Below are 21,507 nucleotides of genomic sequence, written 5' to 3'. Positions count from 1 at the left end.
GGCAGAGCGCAGGGCCGCGCTGGCGGCGCGGAGCGCCGCCCTTGATACCTATGAGAACAATTCAGCAGCAGTAAGAGCATGACCGATCGATGAAGGCCGCAGCAGAGAATTCATCCTGACAAGTATTCCAGAACTGCCGCGATCGCTGCATTGCTTACTTTTCGAGCACGCTTCGGGCCCACATAATAGGCCTTCATAAAGTCCTCTTCGCTGGCAGCTAGAACCTCACCGATGGTGTTCAAGCCTAGCTCGCGAATTCGCTCTTTCTGGAACTGAGTGATATCAAGCAACTCGCTAGACTTCTGGAGTTGCACCTCTAGTGCCTGATTTCCGCTGCTATCTATCTCACTAAGAGACAGTTTCGTAATGGGTCTATAAGCTGGATGATTGGCACCGAACTCAGGGAAGCGCCTAATTGAGAGGTGCTGTCGCACATTTGTTCCATAGGCGACCGGCTCTGCATCAAGCGAAAACAGACAGCCCAGGTTAACCATGTACCTGGTCCCAACTTCGCTACGCGTTGCACGGATGCCCGATATACCTTCTTGGACAATGCCGCTATATGACAGCAAGCGTAGTGCCTCTTTAACGCTTTGGGGCGCGTCACGGTGAACCCAGAAATGGGCTTGGGTCTCAACCCTTCGACCCTTATTGGCTTCGTAGAGCTTAGGCAGCACTTGACCTTCAATGAAATGCCGGCCCCAGTCGATCAATTCCCTATGGCCCGGATATCTTTCAGTGAGACCGGAGTGCTCCGCCCAGATGTCTTCTCTATAGTACCCCCTAATAACCTCTTGCACATTCCTTCTGTTGAAAGCGGCACTTCGCGCTAGAGTTTTTAGGAGGATGCGCGGATTTCCTGTAGCCGCATATGAGAGCGTGTCGAACACTTCTCCGTTTTGCTCGATAGTTTTACGCAGCTCAGGATCCTGTTTATACACGATCTCGCGCATACCGATAGAATACTCTTGGTCCGTTACGCTCCGATCTACGATGAGAACCGTAGCGTCATGTGTCGGCTGAAATGAGTCTCCGTACGCTGTCGCTCCGGGATACACGGCAGCTTTGATAGACAAGTACGGACTGCGCAAATCCCGCATGAGCGTAAAGAATTGTCGCTGCTGTTCCGGAATGAAAACGTGCGCTGCTTCATCTATGAATAGCACGATACGGTTGAGATGCGCATGGACGCATAGGTCCTCTACCGCTTCTCGTAGCATCTCCGGATCCGGTACGGCTACAGGAAGCGGAGTGTCTTCGCTTACCCGCCACGAATCTTCGAATATTTTTTCTACTTGCTCCATTTTTGATGGGATGCTTAGTGGGCTCCCACCGCGAATTGCCGCAATGGTAGAGCCCCCCGGAAGAGTAAGCCCCGATGAAGAGGCAGCTCGAATAATGCTGTTGCATATCTTGGCCATCATCCAGAGCAGAAATCTATCCGGCGTACTTACCCTTATCAAGCTCGCACGTGCGAATGTTACATATACCGGGAGAATTCGATCAGAGTCAAAAGTGCTTCTGATCTCGGCCTCAGCTGCACGCATGAGAAAAGACTTGCCGACACCTCGGCTTCCTTTAAGGATTACGGGCGATCTGCCCTTAAGCTGGTTGATCAACGACCTGTCAGTTGGAGTTTCCACCAGGTACCCCAGGACTTCATCCTGCCTGATGTCTTCGGTTCTGAAGAAGAGTTCCTTAGCCATGCTCTATACCCCTTCCACCGGGAGACCTAGCAACGATCGGATGGAGCGCAGATGCGAGAAGGAGTGCTCCAAAGTATTACAAACTTCTGTATCCTCTAGATCAAATATCTCTGCAGAATACCTGCAATACAGGAGATAAAGAACACTTTCCGCGGCATGCCTACCGGATACCGCCCAGTCAGTAACAATCTCAGAAGAGTACGCCAAGCTTTGGGGCAATAAGCCAGTCGTCACGTCCTTGCCGTGAACGAACTGAGAACAATGACGGTAGCATTGAGCGGCAACGCGCGCATATTGTGCGGCGTCATCAACCGCTTCAGGTGTGAATTCGCGCACGAAACTTTTCGAGAGAACTCCGCTCTCCATGTCCAGGGCGCTTGTCCAAGAAAAATCTTTACGATCCCCAATCCATTGGCGCCGATGTAGTTCATTCGCGGAGAAGTAGACCGCAGCAAAACTGAGTTCTAGGAATACACGCAGGCCGGCATACGCCAACCGATATAGTCCTGTTGACGCAGCAAAGATGGCAAAGGCAAGCTCGCGCCGCGCATCACCAAGCTGTTTGGTCTCAGGCCTGCCTTTTAGTCGCTCTTCCCATACACCAATGTCAAGATCAAGGCGGAGCACCCCTCCCAAGTGACTCAAATTGTTGGCCTCGGAGGACAGAATGATCTTCCTGCAAGTTTCGTTAAGATCGAGAAGGTGTCGAGCCACCCAAGACGAATTGGCCCTGTCGTCGTTGATCACAGTCCCTCACTATAAACTAATCGGAACGATCCGTCAGCGGTTCAGCAATCCTTAGGTGGCACAATCATCTAGGCCGGGCTGCTGTACACAAGCAGGAGGGATAGCTGCCCGATATGTTCCATTCGCCTTTACTCCAACAGCTCTGGACGACGATCGGCCAGGGCTCTACGTGCTGTTCGAAATCGTTCATGGAACTCGTTGACGAGGATTTCGCGGCGGTAGCGCTGGCGCAGCACACGGTCCAGGTCTGCGGCACGGTTAACGAGGTCGGTTAGGGATCGCCGGTCGATGTCCAACGCTGCCATGCCGTGGCCTACTGCAGCGTCAAGGTCTCCACGTCGGGCGTGGACTACGCCAAGGTCTATGTGAGCGTCTGCTATACGCATAGGAGCGTTGGAGGTGCCGTCTGGGCGGGTGTGCATCTGGATGGTCTCGTTGGCGTGTTCTTCTGCGCGATCATCATCAGCCAGCCAGGTGTAGCAAGTGGCAGCGTAGAAGACCCATTTGGCGTGGTCGAACACGAAGTGATGATCGGGGTTGTTGGGCATTGACAGGCGGCTGAGGACTTCAGCTCCGCGGGTCAGAGCGCGGTCTGCTTCTCTGCGATCGCCGATGCGGGCGAGTCCGCGGGCCTCTTGAAGCGTGAGTTGGACCATTGCGCTGCTATGACCGGCGACGGCTTGGCCCATGCGGGCAGCGCTGACCACGTCCTCGTAGCGGCCTTCGACCAGGGCGAACCACGCGGACATCTCGTGTGCCCATCCCATGAGTTCGCCGTGTCCGACCTGGCGGCCCATCTCGTAGGCGGCTCGGCGGGCGGTCTCAGCTTCCTCGCGTTCTCCGAGGTCGTAGTGGACACATCCGAGTAGGGCGGTGAGCCAGCCGGTGATGACGAGGAGTTCGCGGTGCTGATCGAGGGTGAGGCGGCCAGCGAGGAGCTTGTTGACCTGGGCGAGACGCTTCTGCGTCCGGTCGCGTAGCGTGGCGGCCGACACCACAGGATAGGCGCGGCAGAGCAGATCGACGGCCTCGGCGAGGGCTTCTAGAGTGCCGGTACCGACGTCGGATGCCTGGAGCTGCTGGGCGAGTTCCATGGTGCCGTACAGCTCCGCCTCGGCCCGTAGCGCGTCCATCGGCAGGATGGCCGATGCCTCGATGAGGCGGCTGCCCGTCTGTCTGGTCTGTGAGAACCCCAGCGCCTCCGGCTGCAACCCCGTCAGTTGGGTGAGCGCCAGCCGGTACGGCGAACGTGGCCAGCGGACTTCGCCGGCCTCCCAGCGTCGGATGCGCTCCTCGTCACAGGTCAGGCGTTCCGAAATACCGATTTGGGTGCTGTTAATACGGTCGGCCATTTCGGCACGCGTGAGCTGGTGTTCGTTGCGCCATGCACGAAGTTGGACATTGGGAATGTTCTCGGGCATCTATGGGCCTTCCTCCCGGCTGGGGGCTCAAGAGGGGGATTAGAGGGGGGCCGTTCGGGGGTCCTGCGTTTCTCCTTTTGCCGGTGGACTTGCCATCAACCAACAAGGTACGTGAAGCGGCCTCCCGACACAGGGAACGCCGGATGAATCGAGGAGATGGCGACGGTGACCCGGCCAGACGAGAACAGCGAGACAACGCCCTGCCCGGCATGCCGGGGACGCGGAATCAAGCTGCGCGACTCGCGCCGCGCGCTCCTCATCGGCAGCGGCGATGGAGACGAGGTTCCAAGGGAGGAACGGCAGTGTCTCGACTGCCTCGGAAGCGGCCGGGCCGAAGGGAGCGGGAAATGAACTCGATCATGGCTGCGGCCATGGCCGGACTCGCGCAGCAGAGCGAGAGCGATGCGCTGATCCGGCTGCGCGACAGGCTGGCCCGTCTCGGCGTCAACGCCGAGTTGCGGGAGAACAACAGTGCTCTCATGGTGCATCGGCCTGAGCCGGGGCTGCCGGTGTGGGTGTTCGTCGGCTACAGCGGCGCCTACTACTCCTGGCAGAGCGCCGAGCAGCGTCACCCGGTCGATGACGTGGAGGGCGCCGCGAACGTCTTGGCGGAGTACATCGCCAAGTGAGGACGGACGCGGCGAGGTGGTGACGGCCTTGGCCAGGAGGGGACCAGGGTGGGCCGTCTCATCGCCTCGTCGCGTCTCCCCGCCCGGCAGGTAGTCACTCCACGCCCTGGGAGGGTCGCCCCCGATCCCTCCCCTGGCTGCCTGCCGGGCCTTCTCCTGGAGGGCTCGCATTTACCGTAGTGACGTGGACAGGCGGCGCTCGGCCAGGTTACTCTCAAACTTGGTAAAACAACCTGTCGGGTGTTGGACGGTCAAAATGTCGCTAGAGTCCGTGCCGCCGAAGTATGCGCAGCTTGTGCAGGCCCTTCAACGGCGTATCGAGGCGGGAACCTACCCGCCCGGCTCCATGCTCCCCAGCGAACACCAGCTCATCCAGGAGTTCGGCGTCTCCCGGCCCACCGTCGTGGCGGCACTGCGGGTGCTGCGTGAGCAGGGCTGGATCGAGTCCCAGCAGGGCAAGGGCCGCTTCGTGCGAGGCCGTCCCGCGATGACGTCGGTGGAGTCCAACCGCACAGGTCAGGCGTACCTGACCAACCCGGAGACGGACTCCCCCGGTGAGCTGGTCGAGGCCGGCGCGGTGGCGCTCCCCAACCGTGTGGCCGCGCTGCTGGATGCGCAGCCCAAGAGCAAGGCGTTCCTGCGCCGGCGGCTGATCACCCGTGAGGGCGAGCCGAGTGAGCTGGTGTCGCTATGGCTGCCCCTGGAACTGTCCGAGGGCACCGATCTGACCAGCGGCGAGGCGTTGCCGCAGGGCATCCGGCAGCATCTCCAGTCGCGCAGGGGCATCCGCTTCGATCACATCGTGGAGCAGATCACCGCGCGCATGCCCACCGCTGCGGAGGTCAAGCAGCTTGGCATGCCGAAGAACGTGCCGCTTCTCGCGATCTTCGGTGCGGTCCGGGATGCCTCGGGTCGGCCGCTGGTCGTGGTGGAGGTACTGCTTCCGGCGGATCGTCACGAGCTGGAGGACGCCTACCCGGTGCGGTAGGGCACGGCGATGACCTGGTGCAGGTCCTCGTAGATCACTTCGCCCGGCTCCGATGTCTCGACGCGCACGCATGCCACCTGATGGGCGGCCAAGATCTCCAGGTAGCTGGTGAGGCGTTCGAGGAGATGGCTGGCTGACGCTTTGAACCAGGCGGTGGCCCCGGGGTTGCGGTCGCGGTCGTAGACGTGTGGGTCCACGGTGCTGGGGTCGATCAGATTCGCGTGGAACCAGGCGTGGCTCTCGGTCTTGAAGCGTTCTTGCTCGGGCGAGAGACGTCCGTCCTTGGCCAGGCCGTTGATGAGGCCGAAGATGCCGGGGTGGACGCCTCGGGCATTGGGTGTAGGGCTTTGGTACCTCACGTACACCGGGCTGTGCCTCCTTGATCGGGTGGGCTTGTGTCTATCGGACGGGTAAGAGGTTCGTCACTTCGGCCAAGCCACTTGACCTAGCAAGTTTGTACAGCCTACTCTCAGAGCATCACTTGATAGGTCAAGTGTCTGACATCCAAGAAGGGAGCCGTTATGGCTCTGCAAGGTCCCATCCCCGTCACCTTCGCCATGGTCTTCCCGCACGGCTGCTACATCGTCGGAGAGGTCGAGCCCGTCAAGGACTTCGACGCCTCCGCCGGCGGTCGGTTCGTGCAGGCCCGCGACAAGCAGACCCAAGAGCTGGTCTGGCAGGTCGCGGTCATGGACGGTGACCCGACCCTCAAGCCCGCCCAGAAGACCGTCGCGGTCAAGATCCTCGCCCCGGTCCAGCCAGTCCCACCGTCGCCCATGCCGGGGCTGCCGTTCACGCCGGTCGAGTTCGACGGCCTCACCGTCACCCCGTACGTCAACGCCGCCGGACGTCTCGCCTACTCGATCAAGGTGCGCGAGATGCACGCACCCCGCCAGACCGCCCCGACGACCCAGACCGCTCCGAGCAAGGCTCCCGCCGGAAAGGACGCCAACTGATGACCCGACGCCGCACCCCGCGCTGCAGCGTGATCCGGCTGACCACCGGACACACCGCCCGCACCCTACGCCACCCCTACGGCCCTGAGCCCGTGCTTGCGCTCGACTTCGGCGCCACCTCGGTCCTCGTCACCACCACCGGTCCGGTGACCGACGAGGACGTGGAGTTCGCCCGCCAGCTCGCCCACGAGGCCACCCGCTTCGCCCGCCTGCTGGAGCGCACCGTCTCCACCCGGCCGGACAGGGAGCAGGTGGCGGCATGACGCTCCTTGTTCCCTACACCTACGTGACGCTGTCGCTGGGCTCGGCCAGGACGCCGCGTCTGGGTGTCTCCTTCCACACCAGTGAGGTGGACGTCCGCGCCCGGGTGATCGACGGTCGCTGTCCGTATCTGGCGTTCAGCACGCCTGAGGCGAACGTCTCAATCTCCACCACGGGCGGCGGGCCGGTCACCGACGCGGACATGACCTTGGCCCGCGAGATCTTCAACGCTGCCGCTCGCTACCTGGCCGACTGCGAGCGCCTGCACGCCGACCAGCCGGCCACCCGCAAGGCCACCGACCAGACGGCGGCCTGACACGTAAGGCGGGGCCGCCAGAAGCGCCAACTTCCGGCGGCCCCTCAGTTCTCCCCTGACTTCCACATCACGAGAGGTTCCCAAGCCTATGTTCAAGCGGCTGCCTGGCGACGAGGCACGCAACCTCGTCACCACCACGCCCGACACGGCCGTCGTCTTCCGTCCGGCCGTCCTCAAAACCCCTGCTCTGATCACCCTGCTCATCTACGGCTGGCGCTTCCTGGCCGCGCTGGTCCGTACGCTGTGGCGCCACCCGATCGCCTCAGCTGTCCCCGTCGCGCTCGGCGCCCTGTGTGCCTGGCATGGCTGGCCCCTCGCCGCCTCAGTGCTCGGGATCGTCGTCCTGGTTCTGCTTGCCTGGGCCTTCCTCGCTTACGGCTCCTTCGCCCGGCTCGTCGGGTGGCGTCTGCTGGCGTGGTGGAGGCTCATGTCTGTCTACCGCCGTCACTGGCAGGCCGTCATGGACGTCTCCGGCCTTGCCAGGCGTATCAACGGCCGGGCCTATATGCCCCCGTCTGATGAAGGTTCAGTGCGACGGCTGGGCCGACCGCATCACCGTTCGCATGCTCGACGGGCAGGCCGTCAAGGACTGGACCGACCGCACCGACAACCTCGCTCAGGGCTTCGGCGCTGTCTCCTGCCGCATCGCGCTCATCAAGGGCGGCCGGCTGATGCTGACCTTCCCGCGCAGCGATCCGCTCGCCGCTCCGATACCGGCTCTGCCGATCCCGGATGAGCCCTCAGTGGGGCCGGTCGAGATCGGTAAGCAGGAGGACGGCCGGCCTCTGCGGCTCAAGGTCCACGGCACACACATCCTCATCGCGGGCGCGACGGGGGCGGGCAAGGGCTCGTTTCTGTGGGACACCGTCCGCGGCTTGCTTCCCGCCATGCGGGCGGGCCTGGTTGAGGTGTGGGCACTCGATCCGAAGCTGATGGAGCTGTCGTTCGGCCGTGAGCTGTTCCGGGGCCGCTACGCCTCAGACCCGGCCGACTGCGCCGACCTGCTGGACGACGTCGTCTCGGTGATGCAGAAGCGGGCGGCTCGCTTCGCCGGGCTCCAGCGCTCCCACACCCCGACCGTGGAGGACCCGTTCGTCCTGGTGCTCGTCGACGAGGTGGCGTTCCTGACCGCCTACCAGCCCGACAAGCAGCTCCGCCAGCGCATCTCGGCTGCTCTGGCCACCCTGGCGACGCAAGGCCGGTCCGTAGGTGTCGGCGTCATGGCTGCCCTTCAGGACCCGCGCAAAGAGGTCATGAACATCCGCAACCTGTTCCCTGACAAGATCGCCCTCCGCCTGGACGAGTCCGAGCAGGTGGACATGGTCCTCGGTGACGGCGCACGCGACCGAGGAGCCCTAGCCGACCACATCTCACCCGTCCCCGAACTCGGTGCCGGCGTCGCATACATGCGGCTGGAGACCTCGCCCGAACCCGTCCGCGTCCGCGCCGCCTACGTCTCCGACGACGACATCCGCTCTATGGTCGCCACCTTCACCACCCGGGGTGAGGCCGCATGACACTGGCCCACTTCCTCGACGGGCTCCGCTGTTCCGTCTGCCACACCCTCAACGCTCTCTGGCTCGACTCGGCCCGCGCCCTGGTCGAGTGCCGCGAATGCGGCCAGTTCGCACACGTGACCACCGACGACGGGAGGACTGCATGACCGAACGCTCCCTTCCCCGCGCCATCCGCCAAGCCATGCCGGTGGCCCGTGAGGTGGCCGTGGAGGTCGCCAAGCAGTACGGAGTCTGCATTCGCCCCATCCCGCTCAGGCGGCTCGACGTCCACACCGGCCGCTGGGAGATCGTGGACGTCCCGTGCGGAGCCACCTTGGACGCCAAGTGCCCCTCCTGCGCCAAGCGCAACCGGCAACTCCGCATGGCACAGTGCCGCGAGGGCTGGCACCTCGACCAGGAGCCGGCCATCACGCCTGACGAGCCGAACGAGGAACAGCGGTGGCTGGTCGAGTTCCGCGCCGACCTCCAAGCCCGCCGCGACCAGGCCGACGCCCTCGGTGAGGGCACCACCGACTGGGACGCCGCCATCGAGGGCGTGGACGCCGAGATCAACCAGGCGGGTATGCGTGGCGGTGTTCTCGGCCGTACGGTGCCCAAGCGCACCCGTTCGACCCGGCGGCGGCAGGACGCACCGAACCTGCCCAAGCACAGGATGACGGCGACGACGCTCGGGCGGACGTTCGAGTCCTCGGATGGCAAGGCCTACCGGCCGTCGCTGTTCGTCACTCTCACGCTCCCGTCCTACGGCAAGGTACGCGACGGCGTCCCGCTCGATCATGAGACCTACGACTACGCGCGAGCAGCCCGCGACGCGCTCCACTTCTCCAAGCTGGTCGATCGCTTCGTGCAGAACCTCCGCCGGGTGGCCGGCTACGACGTGCAGTACTTCGCCACCGTCGAGTCTCAGAAGCGACTGGCGCCGCACCTGCACATGGCCATCCGCGGAACGCTCCCCAGGGCGGAGGTCAAGCAGATCGCCGCTGCGACCTACCACCAGGTGTGGTGGCCACCGGCCGACACCGTCGTCTTCGAGGGCTCCCACCTGCCCGTCTGGGAGGACGGGACCGGCTACCTCGACCCGGCAACCGGCGAGGTCCTGCCCACCTGGGACGAAGCACTCGACCAGCTCGACACCGACGAGAACGCCACGCCCCTGCATGTGATCCGCTTCGGCGACCAGATCGACGTCAAGGGCGTACTCGCCGGCACCCCGGACGCCGACCAGTGCATCCGCTACCTGTCGAAGTACCTGACCAAGAGCCTCGGCGACAGCCTCGACACCGACAACCCCGCCCAGCGCCAACACGCTGCCCGCATGGTCGAGGCCCTGCGCTTCGAGCCCTGCTCCCCCGCCTGCCCCAACTGGCTCCGCTACGGCATCCAACCCAAGCACGCCAAGCCGGGCATGGCCCCAGGCCGCTGCCGCAGCAAGGCTCACAAGCCCGACCACCTCGGCTACGCGGGCCGCCGCGTCCTGGTCTCGCGCAAGTGGTCCAACAAGACCCTCGCCGAGCACAAGCAGGACCGCCGTACCTGGGTCCTGGAAGCCCTCGGCCAACCCGACGAGGCACCAGACCCGCACCGCTACATCTGGAAGCCCGTCCCCGCCGGCGACGCCAACGTGCCACCGCTCGCCATCCGCCTCCTCCGCTCAGTGGCCGAACGGCAACGCTGGCGAACGCATATGGCCCAGCTCCAAGCCCAAGCAGACGGACAAGATCTTTCGGCAACGGACCTCGGGAGGGCTGCCTGATGCCCAACAAGCCAGGCAAGCGGCGCTTCGGCAGCATCCGACAACTCCCATCCGGCAGATTCCAGGTCCGCTACCCCGGCCCTGACGGCAAGATCCGCCTCGGCGAGAACACATACGCACGCGAGCGCGACGCCGAAAAGGCGCTCTCCCTGATCGAGGCCAAGCTGATCACGGGCGACTGGACCGATCCCCAGCGCTCCAAGGTCAAGCTCGGCGACTACGCCGACAAGTGGATCGCCGAACGGACGAACCTCCGACCGCGCACGGTCGAGATCTACAAGGGCCTGCTCAAGCGCTACATCCGCCCGCACCTGGGCGGTGTGCCTATCGGCAAGCTCGACACAGCCACGGTCCGCGAGTGGCGCGTGCTCCTGCTCGGCAACGGCGTCGGCCCGTCCGAGGTCGCGAAGGCATACCGTTTCCTTCGGGCGGTGCTCATGACGGCGGCCGACGACCAGATCATCCCGCGCAACCCATGCCGCATCAGGGGCGCCGGCGAGGAGAAGCCGGAAGAACGGCCGGTCCTCACCGTGGCGAAGGTGTTCGAGCTGGCCGACCTCATGCCGGTACGCCTCCACGCCCTGGTCCTCCTCGCCACCTTCGCCAGCCTGCGCTGGGGCGAAGTCGCGGCCCTGCGCCGCATGGACCTGGACCTCACAGCAAGGACCGTCAGCGTTCGGCAACAGCACGTCGAACTCGACACCGGCGAACTCCTCGTCGGCCCACCCAAGTCCCGCGCCGGAGTCCGCACGGTCGCCATCCCGGAAGCGATCACCCCCGCACTCCGCGACCACCTCGACCAGTACACATCCCCAGAACCCGACGCATTGATCTTCACCGGCTCACGAGGCGGCACCCTCCGCCGCAGCAACTTCCGGCGCGCGGCCAAGTGGGACGAGAACACGAGGAAGATCGGATTCCCCGGCCTGCACTTCCACGATCTCCGGCACACCGGCAACACCATCGCCGCCGGCTCCGGCGCGAGCCTCAAAGACCTCATGCAGCGGATGGGACACGACTCCGTCCGCGCCGCCCTGATCTACCAGCACAGCACGGCGGAGGCCGACCGGAAGATCGCCGACGCCATGAACTCCAAGATCGCACAGGACATCGATGGGTCTTCGGGTGGACCCTCCGACGCCGGCTAATGGCACGACGACATGCATGATGTGACCATGAACGCGCCCCGATCTAGCAAGGACATTGTCGAATCCGGCTGGCGGGATGTTCGCGCTGATGGACGTGTACGCCCCGAGTTGTTGGACGAAGCCTACGTCGAGCCACGCTTGAGGCAGTTGTTTCCCTGGACGGGCATGGGAGAACTCCACTTCAGCCGCTGCACGAGTCCTCGATGGACGTGGGATATCCCCTACATCGCGCCCGCTGCGGGAGACGGCTACATGGTGCTTGGCCCTCGTCGTGGTGACACGGTGGGAGCCGCGGCAACGCCGGCACAGGCCATCGCGATGGTGGTGGAACGTCTTCCGCCTGACTGTGGCCCTGCTTTTGTGGGCACACCTGACGAACTCGCTGCTCACGAGCGTTCAACCGCCGATACCTGAGGCATACGACGCCGCACGCTCACCGCGGATCCATCAGCACAGCCCAGCCGAAGCCGACTGGGATATCACCGTCGCGATCAACGACAAGATCATTTAGAGCACCCACAGATTGCCCCTCGCACCGGCTAATGGCACGCTAATGGCACGAAGCCCCGTTTCCAAGATCGGAAACGGGGCTGTTCTACGAGGTGGGCGGTACTGGGTTCGAACCAGTGACCCCTCGCTTGTAAGGCGAGTGCTCTACCGCTGAGCTAACCGCCCCTGATCGGCACTACACCTTACGACACCAACGGCTGCGATCGCACATCCAGAACCCAGCCCGGTCCCAGTTCGGGGCGGTCGGCGGCGCGCCAGCCCAGGAGGGCGGCTCCGAGCATGCCGGCGTCCACTCCCAGGGCGGCCGGGTGGAGCGGCGGTGCGGCGCGGAAGGCCAGGCGCTTGACGAGGCGGGTGCGGACCGGGTCGAAGAGGGCCGGTCCCGCCTCGGCGAGGCCGCCCCCGAGGACGATCATGGAGGGGTCCAGCAGCAGCGTGTACGTGGCCAGGGCGAGCGACAGCGCCTCGACCGCCTCGTCCCACACCTCGATGGCCACCGGGTCGTCGGAGGAGACCACCTGCTCCGCGCGTATCCCCTCAAGGCCCGAGCGCAGGCTGTAACGCCTGCCCACCGAGGCCGCCGAGGCGTACGTCTCCAGGCAGCCGAACTGGCCGCACGCGCACTGCTCCCCGTCCGGGAACACCGGGATGTGCCCGATCTCGCCGCCCCAGCCCGACGCTCCCCCGTACGGCTCGCCGTGCAGGATCATGGCGCCGGCGATACCGGTGCCGATCGGCAGGAACAGGAAGTCCGAGACGCCACGCCCCGCACCCAGGACGCTCTCCGCGAGGCCGCCCGTGCGGACGTCGTGACCGAGCATGATCGGTACGTCCAGCGGCGTGAAGTCGGTGGCCGGGACGTCGCTCCAGCCGAGGTTCGCGGCGTAGAGGGCGGTGTCCGCCGACACCAGTCCCGGAACGGCCAGGCCGACGCCCGCGGGGTTCCCGTCGCCCGAGGCCGCCAGGTGGCCGATGAAGTCACGGATGGCGCCCACGACCGCCTCCGGGCCGTCCGCGACCGGGGTCGGGCGTCGCTCGCTCAGCAGCACCGCACCGGACTCGCTGACCAGGCCGCCCTTCATGGACGTGCCGCCGACGTCCAGTGCTACGACGAACGAACTACTAGATGCGGACACGGTAGGAGACGATAGCGCAGCTCAGTAAATGTCTGGAATGTGGTCTCGCTGAGTCGCCGATTCCATCCCGGGGCGGCCGCACGCACGCGCCTCGTATGAGGCGGAGTGGCCTGAGCATGCGCCTCGTGCGCGGGCGAGGCCCTCGGACGTAGGTGTGTCGCGTGCGGGCGACGCACCCGGACGCACGGACCTCGCGTGCGGGCGGCATGTGCTTCACCCTCGGACGGCATGTGCTTCAGCGGTGTGACCGTCCGCGCGTGCCTCCCGTGCGCGGCGATGCGGTGCGCTCGGACGCGCCGCCCCGGCGCCGGTACACGACCGCGTCAGGCCCGACCCAGAGCAAGCCCAGGTCTGGCACAGAGCAAGCCCAGGTCTGGCACAGAGCAAGCCCAGGTCTGTCACGGAGCAGGCCCAGGTCTGGCACCGGGTCCCGTCTCAGGCGGTTCAGGCCCGTCCCAGGACCCGGTTCAGGGCCGCCTCCACCTCAGCCGACAGCCCCGGCGGCGCTCCCGATCCCGCGAAGGCCCTGGCCCGTGCCATCCGTACCGCCCCGCAGGCCCGGCACTCCACCTCTCCCAATCGGCAGATCAGCGCCGTGGACCCGCACGTACGGCAGGAGTCGAGGTCGAGGTCGTGCAGCCGTTGACAGTCAGGGCAGATGAGCACCTGGGACTCCCGGCGTACCCCGCGCTTCCATGGGCTCGCGCCCCGGACGGGGTCCGTCTGCCGGGCCCCGCAGCGATAGCAGGGCATCGTGTCCTCCGTTACGAGTGTTACGAGCGTTCCAGCTTTACGGGCGTTACCAGCGTTACGAGATGTCGGCGAGTGCCTTGACGTAGGCGGCGACATCGCGCGCGGTGCCGGCCGGGTTGACCACCGACCACCGGATCACGCCCTCGCCGTCGATCACGAAGGTGCCGCGCCGCGCGATGCCCTTCGCGTCGTCGAACACACCGTACGCCCGGGCGACCTGTCCATGTGGCCAGAAGTCGGAGAGCAGGGGAAAACCGTAACCCTCCTGGTCCGCCCAGGCACGGTGGGTGAACAGGGAGTCGACCGAGACGGTGAGGATCTGTGCGTCGGCGGTGAGGTCACGCAGCGCGGCCAGCTCGCTCTGGCAGATCCCGCTGAAGGCAAGCGGGTAGAAGACCAGCACGACCTTCCTGCCCCGGAAATCGGACAGCCTCACGGGTGTGCCGTGCTGGTCCTGAAGCTCGAAGTCCGGAGCCACGGCGCCCACCGCGGCAGGATGTTGCATCACAGGACTCATCCTGCCGTACCCGGCCGGCGCTGGAGCTCCCTAGCGTCGGCCCTTGGGTGAGACGAGCCTGGTCCCCGACCAGTCGGAGGCCGCGGAGATGCTGCTGGTCTGCGAGAGACCCGCGGTCGTGGCATCCTCACCGATGTCGCTCGGCTCCACGTGGCCGTCGCGTCCGGCCTTGGGAGTCAGCAGCCAGATCTGGCCGCCTTCGGCGAGGCCTCGCATGGCGTCGCTCAGGACGTCGAAGAGGTCTCCGTCGCCGTCACGCCACCACAGCAGCACCACGTCGACGACGTCGTCGGTGTCCTCGTCCAGCAGCTCGTTGCCGGTCAGGTTCTCGATGGACTCGCGAAGCTGCTCGTCGACGTCCTCGTCCCAACCGATCTCCTGCACCACCTGACCCGGCTTGAGACCGAGCCGTTCGGCCAGGCCGCGTTCGCCCTGCGCCTGACCCGCGGTCGCGCTCACGTTTATCCCTCCTGCTTGAGTGGCCCCGCTTGTGCGGTTATCGCTTCGGGACAGTCCACACGCTGTGACCCTCAGTCGTCAACGGTCGCCACGGGTACGGCCGTAGGCGGCCAGAATTAATCGGACAAAAATGACAGCCGAACCTGGCGTTGCGGGTTGTCGACATTGAGGTCGACGAGTGCGATCGACTGCCAGGTGCCGAGCGCCAGCCGTCCGCCGACCACCGGAACGGTCGCGTACGGCGGGATGAGCGCCGGCATCACGTGAGACCTGCCGTGCCCGCGTGAGCCGTGGGCGTGGCGCCACCGGTCGTCGGCGGGCAGCAGGTCGCGCAGCGCGGCGATCAGGTCGTCGTCGCTGCCCGAACCCAGCTCCATCAGGACCACGCCCGCGGTCGCGTGCGGGACGAAGACGTGCAGCAGACCGTCCTGGCCCTGCTCCCGTACGAAGCCCGCGCAGACGGAGGTGATGTCGTGCACCGTCTCTCGCGAACCCGTGGCCACGGAGATGATCTGGGATCTCACACGAGAATTCTACTGAGGCACGACGACCGCATCCGGGCCCGGAAAAACCAGGCCGGTGTGTCCGTCGTCGAACCGCACGATGTACGGGGGCCCGCCGTTCGGCCCCTGAACCTCGATGATGATTCCGGCGCGATCCCTTTCACCGACGGTGTTCCCGTGCACAAGGAGCCGGTCGCCTGTCGTCGCGTTCATATCTCCAGGTTCGTACGGTGCGGTCCAAACGGGAAGGGGGATGTCCGTCTCCTGCCACCGGGCCAGGAAAAATCATGACCGAACCGTTACGCTGCACCGACGCCGGGACGGCGCCGTCCGACGCCACCGGTCCGCGTACTACCGCCCGCCCCGCGCTCCTGAGACGTACGGCGACACGCCCGGAATTCCGCCCGCACCCCGGCCGAGAGACACCACCGGCCCCCGCTCCCAGCCCGCCGAACGGCTCACCTGACAGCCCGGAGGGCACGCCCCGACCTGCGTCCGGGCCGCCCCCACCGGCCGCCGTCCACAGGTCCCCCGGCTAGACTCGCGCGGCGTGCGCGCCCCCGCGGGTGACGGTGTCCACCCTTCGGGGGATACTCCACACATGAGGGCGAAATTTCACAGCTTTTCCCGACTTGTTAAATTGGCCGCCCAATGTAACCTTGGCCCTTGATTCGTCCTACCATCGGTGGTCTAGGCCACCACTAGCCGCCCTGCCAGCAGGGACGTCCCGGTTACCGACCAGTAGAGATGCACTTTCTACGGCGAGCGACCAGGATGGAAGGCGACCCAGACCAGACATCCGTCATCCTCGGAAGGCGAGACCCAGTGGCTTCCGGACGCCAGCGTTTCTCGATCATCAGCGACGGCCTACCCAGCCAGTTGCCTGATGTCGACCCCAGCGAGACCAACGAGTGGCTCGAGTCCCTCGACAACGTCGTCAAGACCGAGGGCCGTACCAGGGCCCGTTATCTGATGCTCCGCATGCTGGAGCGGGCCCGCGAGCACCAGGTCGGCGTGCCGGGCCTGCGCAGCACCGACTACATCAACACGATCCCGCCGGAGCGCGAGCCCTGGTTCCCGGGTGACGAGCACGTCGAGCGCCGCATCCGCGCCTACATCCGCTGGAACGCCGCGATCATGGTCTCCCGGGCCAACGCCCGCACCAACGTCGGCGGCCACATCGCGACCTACGCCTCCGCGGCGTCGCTCTACGAGGTGGGCTTCAACCACTTCTTCCGCGGCAAGGACCACGGCGAGTCCGGCGACCAGGTCTTCTTCCAGGGCCACGCCGCCCCCGGCATCTACGCCCGCGCCTACCTGGAGGGCCGCCTCAACGAGGCGCAGCTCGACGCGTTCCGGCAGGAGCTGTCGCACGGCTTCCACGGCCTGCCCTCCTACCCGCACCCGCGCCTGATGCCGGACTTCTGGGAGTTCCCCACGGTGTCGATGGGTCTGGGCCCGATCGGCGCGATCTACCAGGCGCGGTTCAACCGCTACCTGCTGAACCGCCAGATCAAGGACACCAGCCGCAGCCACGTCTGGGCGTTCCTCGGCGACGGCGAGATGGACGAGCCCGAGTCCCTCGGCGCGATCGGCCTGGCGGCCCGCGAGGAGCTCGACAACCTCACGTTCGTCATCAACTGCAACCTGCAGCGCCTCGACGGCCCCGTACGCGGCAACGGCAAGATCATCCAGGAGCTGGAGTCCTACTTCCGCGGCGCCGGCTGGAACGTCATCAAGGTCGTCTGGGGCCGCGACTGGGACCCGCTGCTGGCGGCCGACGTCGACGGCGTGCTGGTCAACCAGATGAACACCACCCCCGACGGTCAGTTCCAGACCTACTCGGTCGAGTCGGGCGGCTACATCCGCGACAACTTCTTCGGCGGCGACCCGCGCCTGCGCAAGATGGTCGAGCACCTGACCGACGACGACATCCGCAAGCTGTCGCGCGGCGGCCACGACTACCGCAAGGTCTACGCGGCGTTCAAGGCGGCGCGCGAGCACGTCGGCCAGCCGACCGTCATCCTCGCCCAGACCATCAAGGGCTGGACCCTGGGCAAGGACTTCGAGGCGCGCAACGCCACCCACCAGATGAAGAAGCTCACCAAGGCCGAGCTGAAGGAGTTCCGCGACCGGCTCTACCTGCCGATCCCGGACTCGGCCCTGGAGGGCGAGCTGCCCCCGTACTTCCACCCGGGCGAGAACGACCCCGAGATCGAGTACATGAAGGAGCGCCGCGCGGCGCTGGGCGGCGTGCTGCCCAAGCGCGTGCTGCGGGCCAAGCCGGTCAAGCTGCCCGGCGACGACGTCTACAAGACGTTCGGCAAGGGCTCCGGCAAGCAGCAGGTGGCCACCACCATGGCGTTCGTGCGCCTGCTGAAGGACCTCATGCGCGACAAGGAGATCGGCCACCGGTTCGTGCCGATCATCCCGGACGAGGCGCGCACGTTCGGCCTCGACGCGATGTTCCCCACGGCGAAGATCTACTCGCCGCACGGCCAGACGTACGAGGCCGTCGACAGGGAGCTGCTGCTGTCGTACAAGGAGGCTGTGCAGGGCCAGATCCTGCACGAGGGCATCAGCGAGTCGGGCTCGATGGCCTCGGCGATCGCCGCCGGCACCGCGTACGCCACGCACGGCGAGCACATGATCCCGATCTACATCTTCTACTCGATGTTCGGGTGGCAGCGCACCGGCGACCAGATGTGGCAGATGGGCGACCAGATGGGCCGCGGCTTCCTGCTCGGCGCCACCGCGGGCCGCACCACGCTGAACGGCGAGGGCCTCCAGCACGAGGACGGCCACACGCCGCTCATCGCCTCGACCAACCCGGCCGCGATCTCCTACGACCCGTCGTGGGCGTTCGAGGTGGCGCACATCGTCAAGGACGGCCTGCGCCGCATGTACGGCGACCAGCCCGAGGACGTCTTCTACTACCTGACCGTCTACAACGAGCCCTACCTCCAGCCGGCCGAGCCCGCCGGGCTCGACGTGGACGGCCTGCTCAAGGGCCTGTACAAGTTCTCCGACGGCCCGCAGGTGCAGGGCCCGAAGGCCAACATCCTCGTCTCCGGCGTGGCGGGCCCGTGGGCCGTGGAGGCGCAGCGGCTGCTGGCCGAGGACTGGGGTGTGTCGGCCGCCGTCTGGTCGGCCACGTCGTGGACCGAGCTGCGCCGCGACGCGCTCGCCTGCGAGGAGCACAACCTGCTCAACCCGGAGGCCGAGCGGCGCGTGCCGTACGTGACGCAGGCGCTGTCGCAGGCTCAGGGGCCGTTCGTGGGCGTCAGCGACTACATGAAGGCGGTCCAGGACCAGATCGCCCAGTGGGTCCCGGGTGACTGGTCGTCGCTCGGCACCGACGGGTTCGGCCTGTCCGACACCCGCTCGGCGCTGCGCCGCCACTTCCACGTCGACGCGGCGTCGATCACGCTGGCCGTGCTCACGAGCCTGGTCAAGCGCGGCGAGCTCGACGACGAGGTGCTGAGCGAGGCGATCGCCCGCTACCACCTCAAGAACGGCGTGACCGAGGCCGGCGGCGCCGAGAGCAACGACACGCAGTCGATGGGCGTCTGACCGGCACGTCCCATGCCCGGCGGCCACAGGTGAGAGTGAGGCGACGCGTCCCGAGGGCGCGGCGCCTCACTCCGTTCCTGGTGGAGTCTCACGTATTGTGGGCACTACTTCCCCCGGAGAGCCGAGGGGGAAGTTTCATGCGTCATGTCCTGGCCGTCGCCGCCGCGCTGGCCCTGTCCACCAGTGCCTGCGCGGGCACGGCGAAGCCCGACACCAACCCCAAGGGAGTGGTCCCGCCCATCTCCTGGGGCCCGTGCACGGACATCAAACGGCCCGGCGGGCAGACCCCCGCTCAGCAGGACCCCTCCGTCAGGTGCGCCAAGCTGGCCGTCCCCCTCGACTACGAGAATCCGGGGGGCGACACGATCCAGCTCGCCCTGATCAAGGTCGCGGCCACCGGCCAGAAGCGCCGCCTCGGCTCGCTGGTCTTCAACTTCGGCGGCCCCGGCGGCTCCGGCGTCGACACGCTGGACCAGGCCGCCAAGTCGTTCGACACGCTGCGCGCCCGCTACGACCTGATCAGCTTCGACCCGCGCGGCGTCGAGCGCAGCGCGGGCGTGCGCTGCGGCAGCGACGCCGACCTGGACCGGTGGGTGGCGATCAACACGCTGCCGATCGACGAGCGGACCCGCCTGGCCGGCCAGGCCGCCAACCGGGAGTTCGCCCGGCTCTGCCAGCGCGACTCGGGCTCGGTCCTGCCGTACGTGGGCACGGTGAACGCCGCCCGCGACATGGACCGGCTGCGCACCGCGCTCAGGGAGCCCAAGCTCAACTACTTCGGCATGTCGTACGGCACGCAACTCGGCGCCGTCTACGCCACCCTGTACCCGAAGAACGTCGGCCGGATGGTGCTCGACGCCCCCCTCGACCCGGCGATCACCTTCGGCGAGCGCACGATCGCGCAGACCAGCGGCTTCCAGCGGGAGTACGAGACGTTCCTGAAGGACTGCGTGAAGAGCGGCTGCGAATTCGGCAAGACCGTCAAGGCGGCGAGCGCCAATGTCGACCGGCTCATGAACCGCCTCGTGACCAAGCCGCTCACCGTGAACGGCCGGCAGCTCACCCAGGGCCTGGCCTCGACCGGGGTCGCCGCGGCCCTGTACTCCGAGCTGTCGTGGCCGTTCCTGGAGAAGGCGATCGCCGCGGGGATCAAGGGCCGGGGCGAGGCGCTGATGTTCCTGGCCGACTCCTACACCGGGCGTGACGAGCGCGGCCACTTCTCGACGCAGATGTCCAGCTTCCCGGCGATCACCTGCGTGGACTCGGCGGAGCGTCCCGACGACCAGCAGCTGCGCGGCACGTGGGCGGAGTCGACCAGGATCTCGCCGCTGTTCGGCGGTGAGGGCTCGGGCGGGCTGTGCCGCTTCTGGCCGGTCCCGGGCAACGACCAGGCCCGGCACGTGAACGCCACGGGGTCGGCACCGATCGTCGTGGTGGGCGGCAAGGGGGACCCGGCCACGCCGTACCAGTGGGCGCCGCGCCTGACCGCGGAGCTGAAGACCGCCCGGCTGGTGACGTACGAGGGCGAGGGCCACGGCGCGTACACGTCGGGCAACCGCTGCATCCAGCGCAAGGTCGACTCCTACCTCCTCACCGGCAAGCTGCCGGCCCGCGGCGCCGTCTGCTCGGCCACCTGACCGCCTGTCCGCCGCTCGTCCGTCACGCGTGCCCGGGCCGGTCTAGGCTCGGGCACGTGACCGACTATCCCGCGCACGTCGAGGCCGAGGCCGCCAGGCTCGTCGAGCTGGTGTCCGGGGCCGACCCCGGCACGCCGGTGCCCACCTGCCCCGGCTGGACGCTGGCCGAGCTGATCACCCACGTCGGCACCACGCATCGCTGGGTGATCCACATCCTGCGCGACCACGTGCAGGAGCGCATCTGGTCGCGCCAGGTGCCCAACGGCCTGCCCGAGGGGGCGAGCGGCGACCCGGCCTGGCTGGCGCGGGGGGCCGCCGAACTGGTGGCCACGCTGCGCGCCACCGACCCGGCGACGCGGGTGTGGTCGTGGGGCGGCGACCAGTCGGCGGCGTACTGGGCGCGGCGGATGGCGTTCGAGCTGCTCGTCCACCGGGCCGACGCCGAGCTGGCGCTGGGCGGGGACCCGGCGATCCCCGCGGCGACGGCGCTGGACGGCATCGAGGAGTTGCTCGGCAACCTGCCGCACGCCGTCTGGGTCGCCCGCCGCCTGGCCGAGCTGGACGCGGAAGGCGCCACGATCCACCTGCACGCCACCGACACACCGCCCGCGGCGAAGGACCTTCCGGAGGGCACGGGCGAGTGGACCGTCGTCCAGGGCGCGGCGGGCACGGTCGCCTGGACGCGCGGCCACACCAAGGCGGACACGGCCGTCCGCGGCCCCGCCCGCGACCTGTTGCTCATGTTGTACGGCCGGCGCTTCGCCCCCACGCTGACCGTCGTCGGCGACCGCTCCTTCCTGGACCGCTGGCTCGCCAAGGCCGCCTTCTGATCCCACGTTCCGGCGGCCTGATCCCACGTTCCGACGGCGCGCACAACGGCAGGCGCCGCGACGGCGAAGAGCCCTGGACGCGCCGCCGCTCGGCGGTCGGCGGCGTGTCCAGGGAGGGGGCCGCCCGGCGGGAGGCGGGGCGGCCCG

At 66.7% G+C, this 21,507-nt stretch carries 23 protein-coding genes and 1 tRNA gene; 13 read left to right on the top strand and 11 right to left on the bottom strand.

Annotation, left to right across the window (positions count from 1 at the left end):
* Positions 1–110: 110 nt before the first annotated feature.
* The 3 genes from ABZS51_RS18795 to ABZS51_RS18785 form a co-directional block, all read right to left on the bottom strand.
* Positions 111–1,706 carry a hypothetical protein gene (locus tag ABZS51_RS18795; protein ID WP_355442306.1) on the bottom strand — a complete coding sequence of 532 codons (1,596 nt, stop codon included), beginning with the start codon at positions 1,704–1,706 and terminating at the stop codon, positions 111–113.
* 3 nt (positions 1,707–1,709) lie between these two features.
* Positions 1,710–2,453, bottom strand: a complete 744-nt coding sequence (locus tag ABZS51_RS18790; protein ID WP_355442304.1) for a hypothetical protein — start codon at positions 2,451–2,453, stop codon at positions 1,710–1,712.
* Between the two features lie 128 nt (positions 2,454–2,581).
* Entirely contained in the window at positions 2,582–3,874 is a 1,293-nt protein-coding gene (locus tag ABZS51_RS18785; protein WP_355442301.1) for a hypothetical protein, read from the bottom strand.
* A 347-nt stretch (positions 3,875–4,221) separates the two neighbouring features.
* Here ABZS51_RS18785 and ABZS51_RS18780 point away from each other — a divergent pair, with 347 nt between their 5' ends.
* Positions 4,222–4,503: a hypothetical protein gene (locus ABZS51_RS18780; RefSeq protein ID WP_355442297.1), complete on the top strand. Its 282-nt coding sequence runs from the start codon at positions 4,222–4,224 to the stop codon at positions 4,501–4,503.
* 256 nt (positions 4,504–4,759) lie between these two features.
* Positions 4,760–5,491 carry a GntR family transcriptional regulator gene (locus ABZS51_RS18775; protein WP_355442294.1) on the top strand — a complete coding sequence of 244 codons (732 nt, stop codon included), beginning with the start codon at positions 4,760–4,762 and terminating at the stop codon, positions 5,489–5,491.
* Here the strand turns inward: ABZS51_RS18775 and ABZS51_RS18770 are convergent.
* A complete protein-coding gene (locus tag ABZS51_RS18770; RefSeq protein ID WP_355442290.1) occupies positions 5,476–5,856 on the bottom strand; it encodes a hypothetical protein in 381 nt (126 codons plus the stop codon). The two genes, ABZS51_RS18775 and ABZS51_RS18770, sit on opposite strands and share 16 nt — an antisense overlap.
* Before the next feature lie 156 nt (positions 5,857–6,012).
* Here ABZS51_RS18770 and ABZS51_RS18765 point away from each other — a divergent pair, with 156 nt between their 5' ends.
* The 8 genes from ABZS51_RS18765 (at position 6,013) to ABZS51_RS18730 (ending at position 11,856) form a co-directional block, all read left to right on the top strand.
* On the top strand, positions 6,013–6,447 hold the full coding sequence (locus ABZS51_RS18765; protein WP_355442286.1) for a plasmid replication, integration and excision activator: 435 nt from the start codon (positions 6,013–6,015) through the stop codon (positions 6,445–6,447).
* Positions 6,447–6,710, top strand: coding sequence for a hypothetical protein (locus tag ABZS51_RS18760; RefSeq protein ID WP_355442283.1), 264 nt, complete (start codon positions 6,447–6,449; stop codon positions 6,708–6,710). The genes ABZS51_RS18765 and ABZS51_RS18760 overlap by 1 nt, the downstream gene beginning before the upstream one ends.
* Positions 6,707–7,024 (top strand): hypothetical protein, encoded by a 318-nt coding sequence (locus ABZS51_RS18755; RefSeq protein WP_355442280.1) that lies wholly within the window; start codon positions 6,707–6,709, stop codon positions 7,022–7,024. Before ABZS51_RS18760 ends, ABZS51_RS18755 begins: the two co-directional genes overlap by 4 nt.
* Before the next feature lie 518 nt (positions 7,025–7,542).
* The gene (locus tag ABZS51_RS18750; protein WP_355442277.1) at positions 7,543–8,541 is read left to right on the top strand and encodes an FtsK/SpoIIIE domain-containing protein; all 999 of its coding nucleotides are present in this window, start codon (positions 7,543–7,545) and stop codon (positions 8,539–8,541) included.
* The gene (locus ABZS51_RS18745) at positions 8,538–8,687 is read left to right on the top strand and encodes a hypothetical protein (protein WP_355442274.1); all 150 of its coding nucleotides are present in this window, start codon (positions 8,538–8,540) and stop codon (positions 8,685–8,687) included. The genes ABZS51_RS18750 and ABZS51_RS18745 overlap by 4 nt, the downstream gene beginning before the upstream one ends.
* A complete protein-coding gene (locus ABZS51_RS18740) occupies positions 8,684–10,294 on the top strand; it encodes a replication initiator (protein ID WP_355442271.1) in 1,611 nt (536 codons plus the stop codon). The genes ABZS51_RS18745 and ABZS51_RS18740 overlap by 4 nt, the downstream gene beginning before the upstream one ends.
* Positions 10,294–11,442, top strand: coding sequence for a site-specific integrase (locus tag ABZS51_RS18735; RefSeq protein WP_355442268.1), 1,149 nt, complete (start codon positions 10,294–10,296; stop codon positions 11,440–11,442). Before ABZS51_RS18740 ends, ABZS51_RS18735 begins: the two co-directional genes overlap by 1 nt.
* Before the next feature lie 12 nt (positions 11,443–11,454).
* Complete coding sequence (locus tag ABZS51_RS18730) at positions 11,455–11,856, top strand: DUF6193 family natural product biosynthesis protein (RefSeq protein ID WP_355442265.1); 402 nt, start codon at positions 11,455–11,457, stop codon at positions 11,854–11,856.
* Positions 11,857–12,045: 189 nt separating this feature from the next.
* Here the strand turns inward: ABZS51_RS18730 and ABZS51_RS18725 are convergent.
* The 7 genes from ABZS51_RS18725 to ABZS51_RS18695 form a co-directional block, all read right to left on the bottom strand.
* Positions 12,046–12,117: transfer RNA gene (locus ABZS51_RS18725), tRNA-Val, on the bottom strand.
* A gap of 17 nt (positions 12,118–12,134) precedes the next feature.
* The gene (locus ABZS51_RS18720) at positions 12,135–13,088 is read right to left on the bottom strand and encodes an ROK family protein (protein ID WP_355442262.1); all 954 of its coding nucleotides are present in this window, start codon (positions 13,086–13,088) and stop codon (positions 12,135–12,137) included.
* Between the two features lie 444 nt (positions 13,089–13,532).
* Complete coding sequence (locus tag ABZS51_RS18715; protein ID WP_355442259.1) at positions 13,533–13,754, bottom strand: hypothetical protein; 222 nt, start codon at positions 13,752–13,754, stop codon at positions 13,533–13,535.
* Between the two features lie 142 nt (positions 13,755–13,896).
* Positions 13,897–14,346, bottom strand: coding sequence for a peroxiredoxin (locus ABZS51_RS18710; protein WP_310711006.1), 450 nt, complete (start codon positions 14,344–14,346; stop codon positions 13,897–13,899).
* A 42-nt stretch (positions 14,347–14,388) separates the two neighbouring features.
* Positions 14,389–14,817: a DUF3052 domain-containing protein gene (locus tag ABZS51_RS18705; RefSeq protein ID WP_310710809.1), complete on the bottom strand. Its 429-nt coding sequence runs from the start codon at positions 14,815–14,817 to the stop codon at positions 14,389–14,391.
* A 116-nt stretch (positions 14,818–14,933) separates the two neighbouring features.
* On the bottom strand, positions 14,934–15,341 hold the full coding sequence (locus tag ABZS51_RS18700; protein WP_310710808.1) for a secondary thiamine-phosphate synthase enzyme YjbQ: 408 nt from the start codon (positions 15,339–15,341) through the stop codon (positions 14,934–14,936).
* Between the two features lie 9 nt (positions 15,342–15,350).
* Positions 15,351–15,533, bottom strand: coding sequence for a DUF1918 domain-containing protein (locus ABZS51_RS18695; RefSeq protein ID WP_310710807.1), 183 nt, complete (start codon positions 15,531–15,533; stop codon positions 15,351–15,353).
* Between the two features lie 612 nt (positions 15,534–16,145).
* Between ABZS51_RS18695 and aceE the strand changes: the two genes are divergently transcribed.
* The 3 genes from aceE (at position 16,146) to ABZS51_RS18680 (ending at position 21,360) form a co-directional block, all read left to right on the top strand.
* On the top strand, positions 16,146–18,893 hold the full coding sequence (gene aceE / locus ABZS51_RS18690) for a pyruvate dehydrogenase (acetyl-transferring), homodimeric type (RefSeq protein ID WP_355442254.1): 2,748 nt from the start codon (positions 16,146–16,148) through the stop codon (positions 18,891–18,893).
* A gap of 137 nt (positions 18,894–19,030) precedes the next feature.
* Positions 19,031–20,530 (top strand): alpha/beta hydrolase, encoded by a 1,500-nt coding sequence (locus ABZS51_RS18685; RefSeq protein WP_355442251.1) that lies wholly within the window; start codon positions 19,031–19,033, stop codon positions 20,528–20,530.
* Positions 20,531–20,586: 56 nt separating this feature from the next.
* On the top strand, positions 20,587–21,360 hold the full coding sequence (locus ABZS51_RS18680; protein WP_355442248.1) for a maleylpyruvate isomerase family mycothiol-dependent enzyme: 774 nt from the start codon (positions 20,587–20,589) through the stop codon (positions 21,358–21,360).
* The last annotated feature ends 147 nt before the right edge of the window (positions 21,361–21,507 follow it).

It is taken from the genome of Nonomuraea sp. NPDC005501 (assembly GCF_040605905.1).
GTDB lineage: Bacteria > Actinomycetota > Actinomycetes > Streptosporangiales > Streptosporangiaceae > Nonomuraea.
The sequence above is the reverse complement of the archived record's forward strand: the minus strand, read 5'-3'. Positions and strand labels throughout refer to the sequence as shown.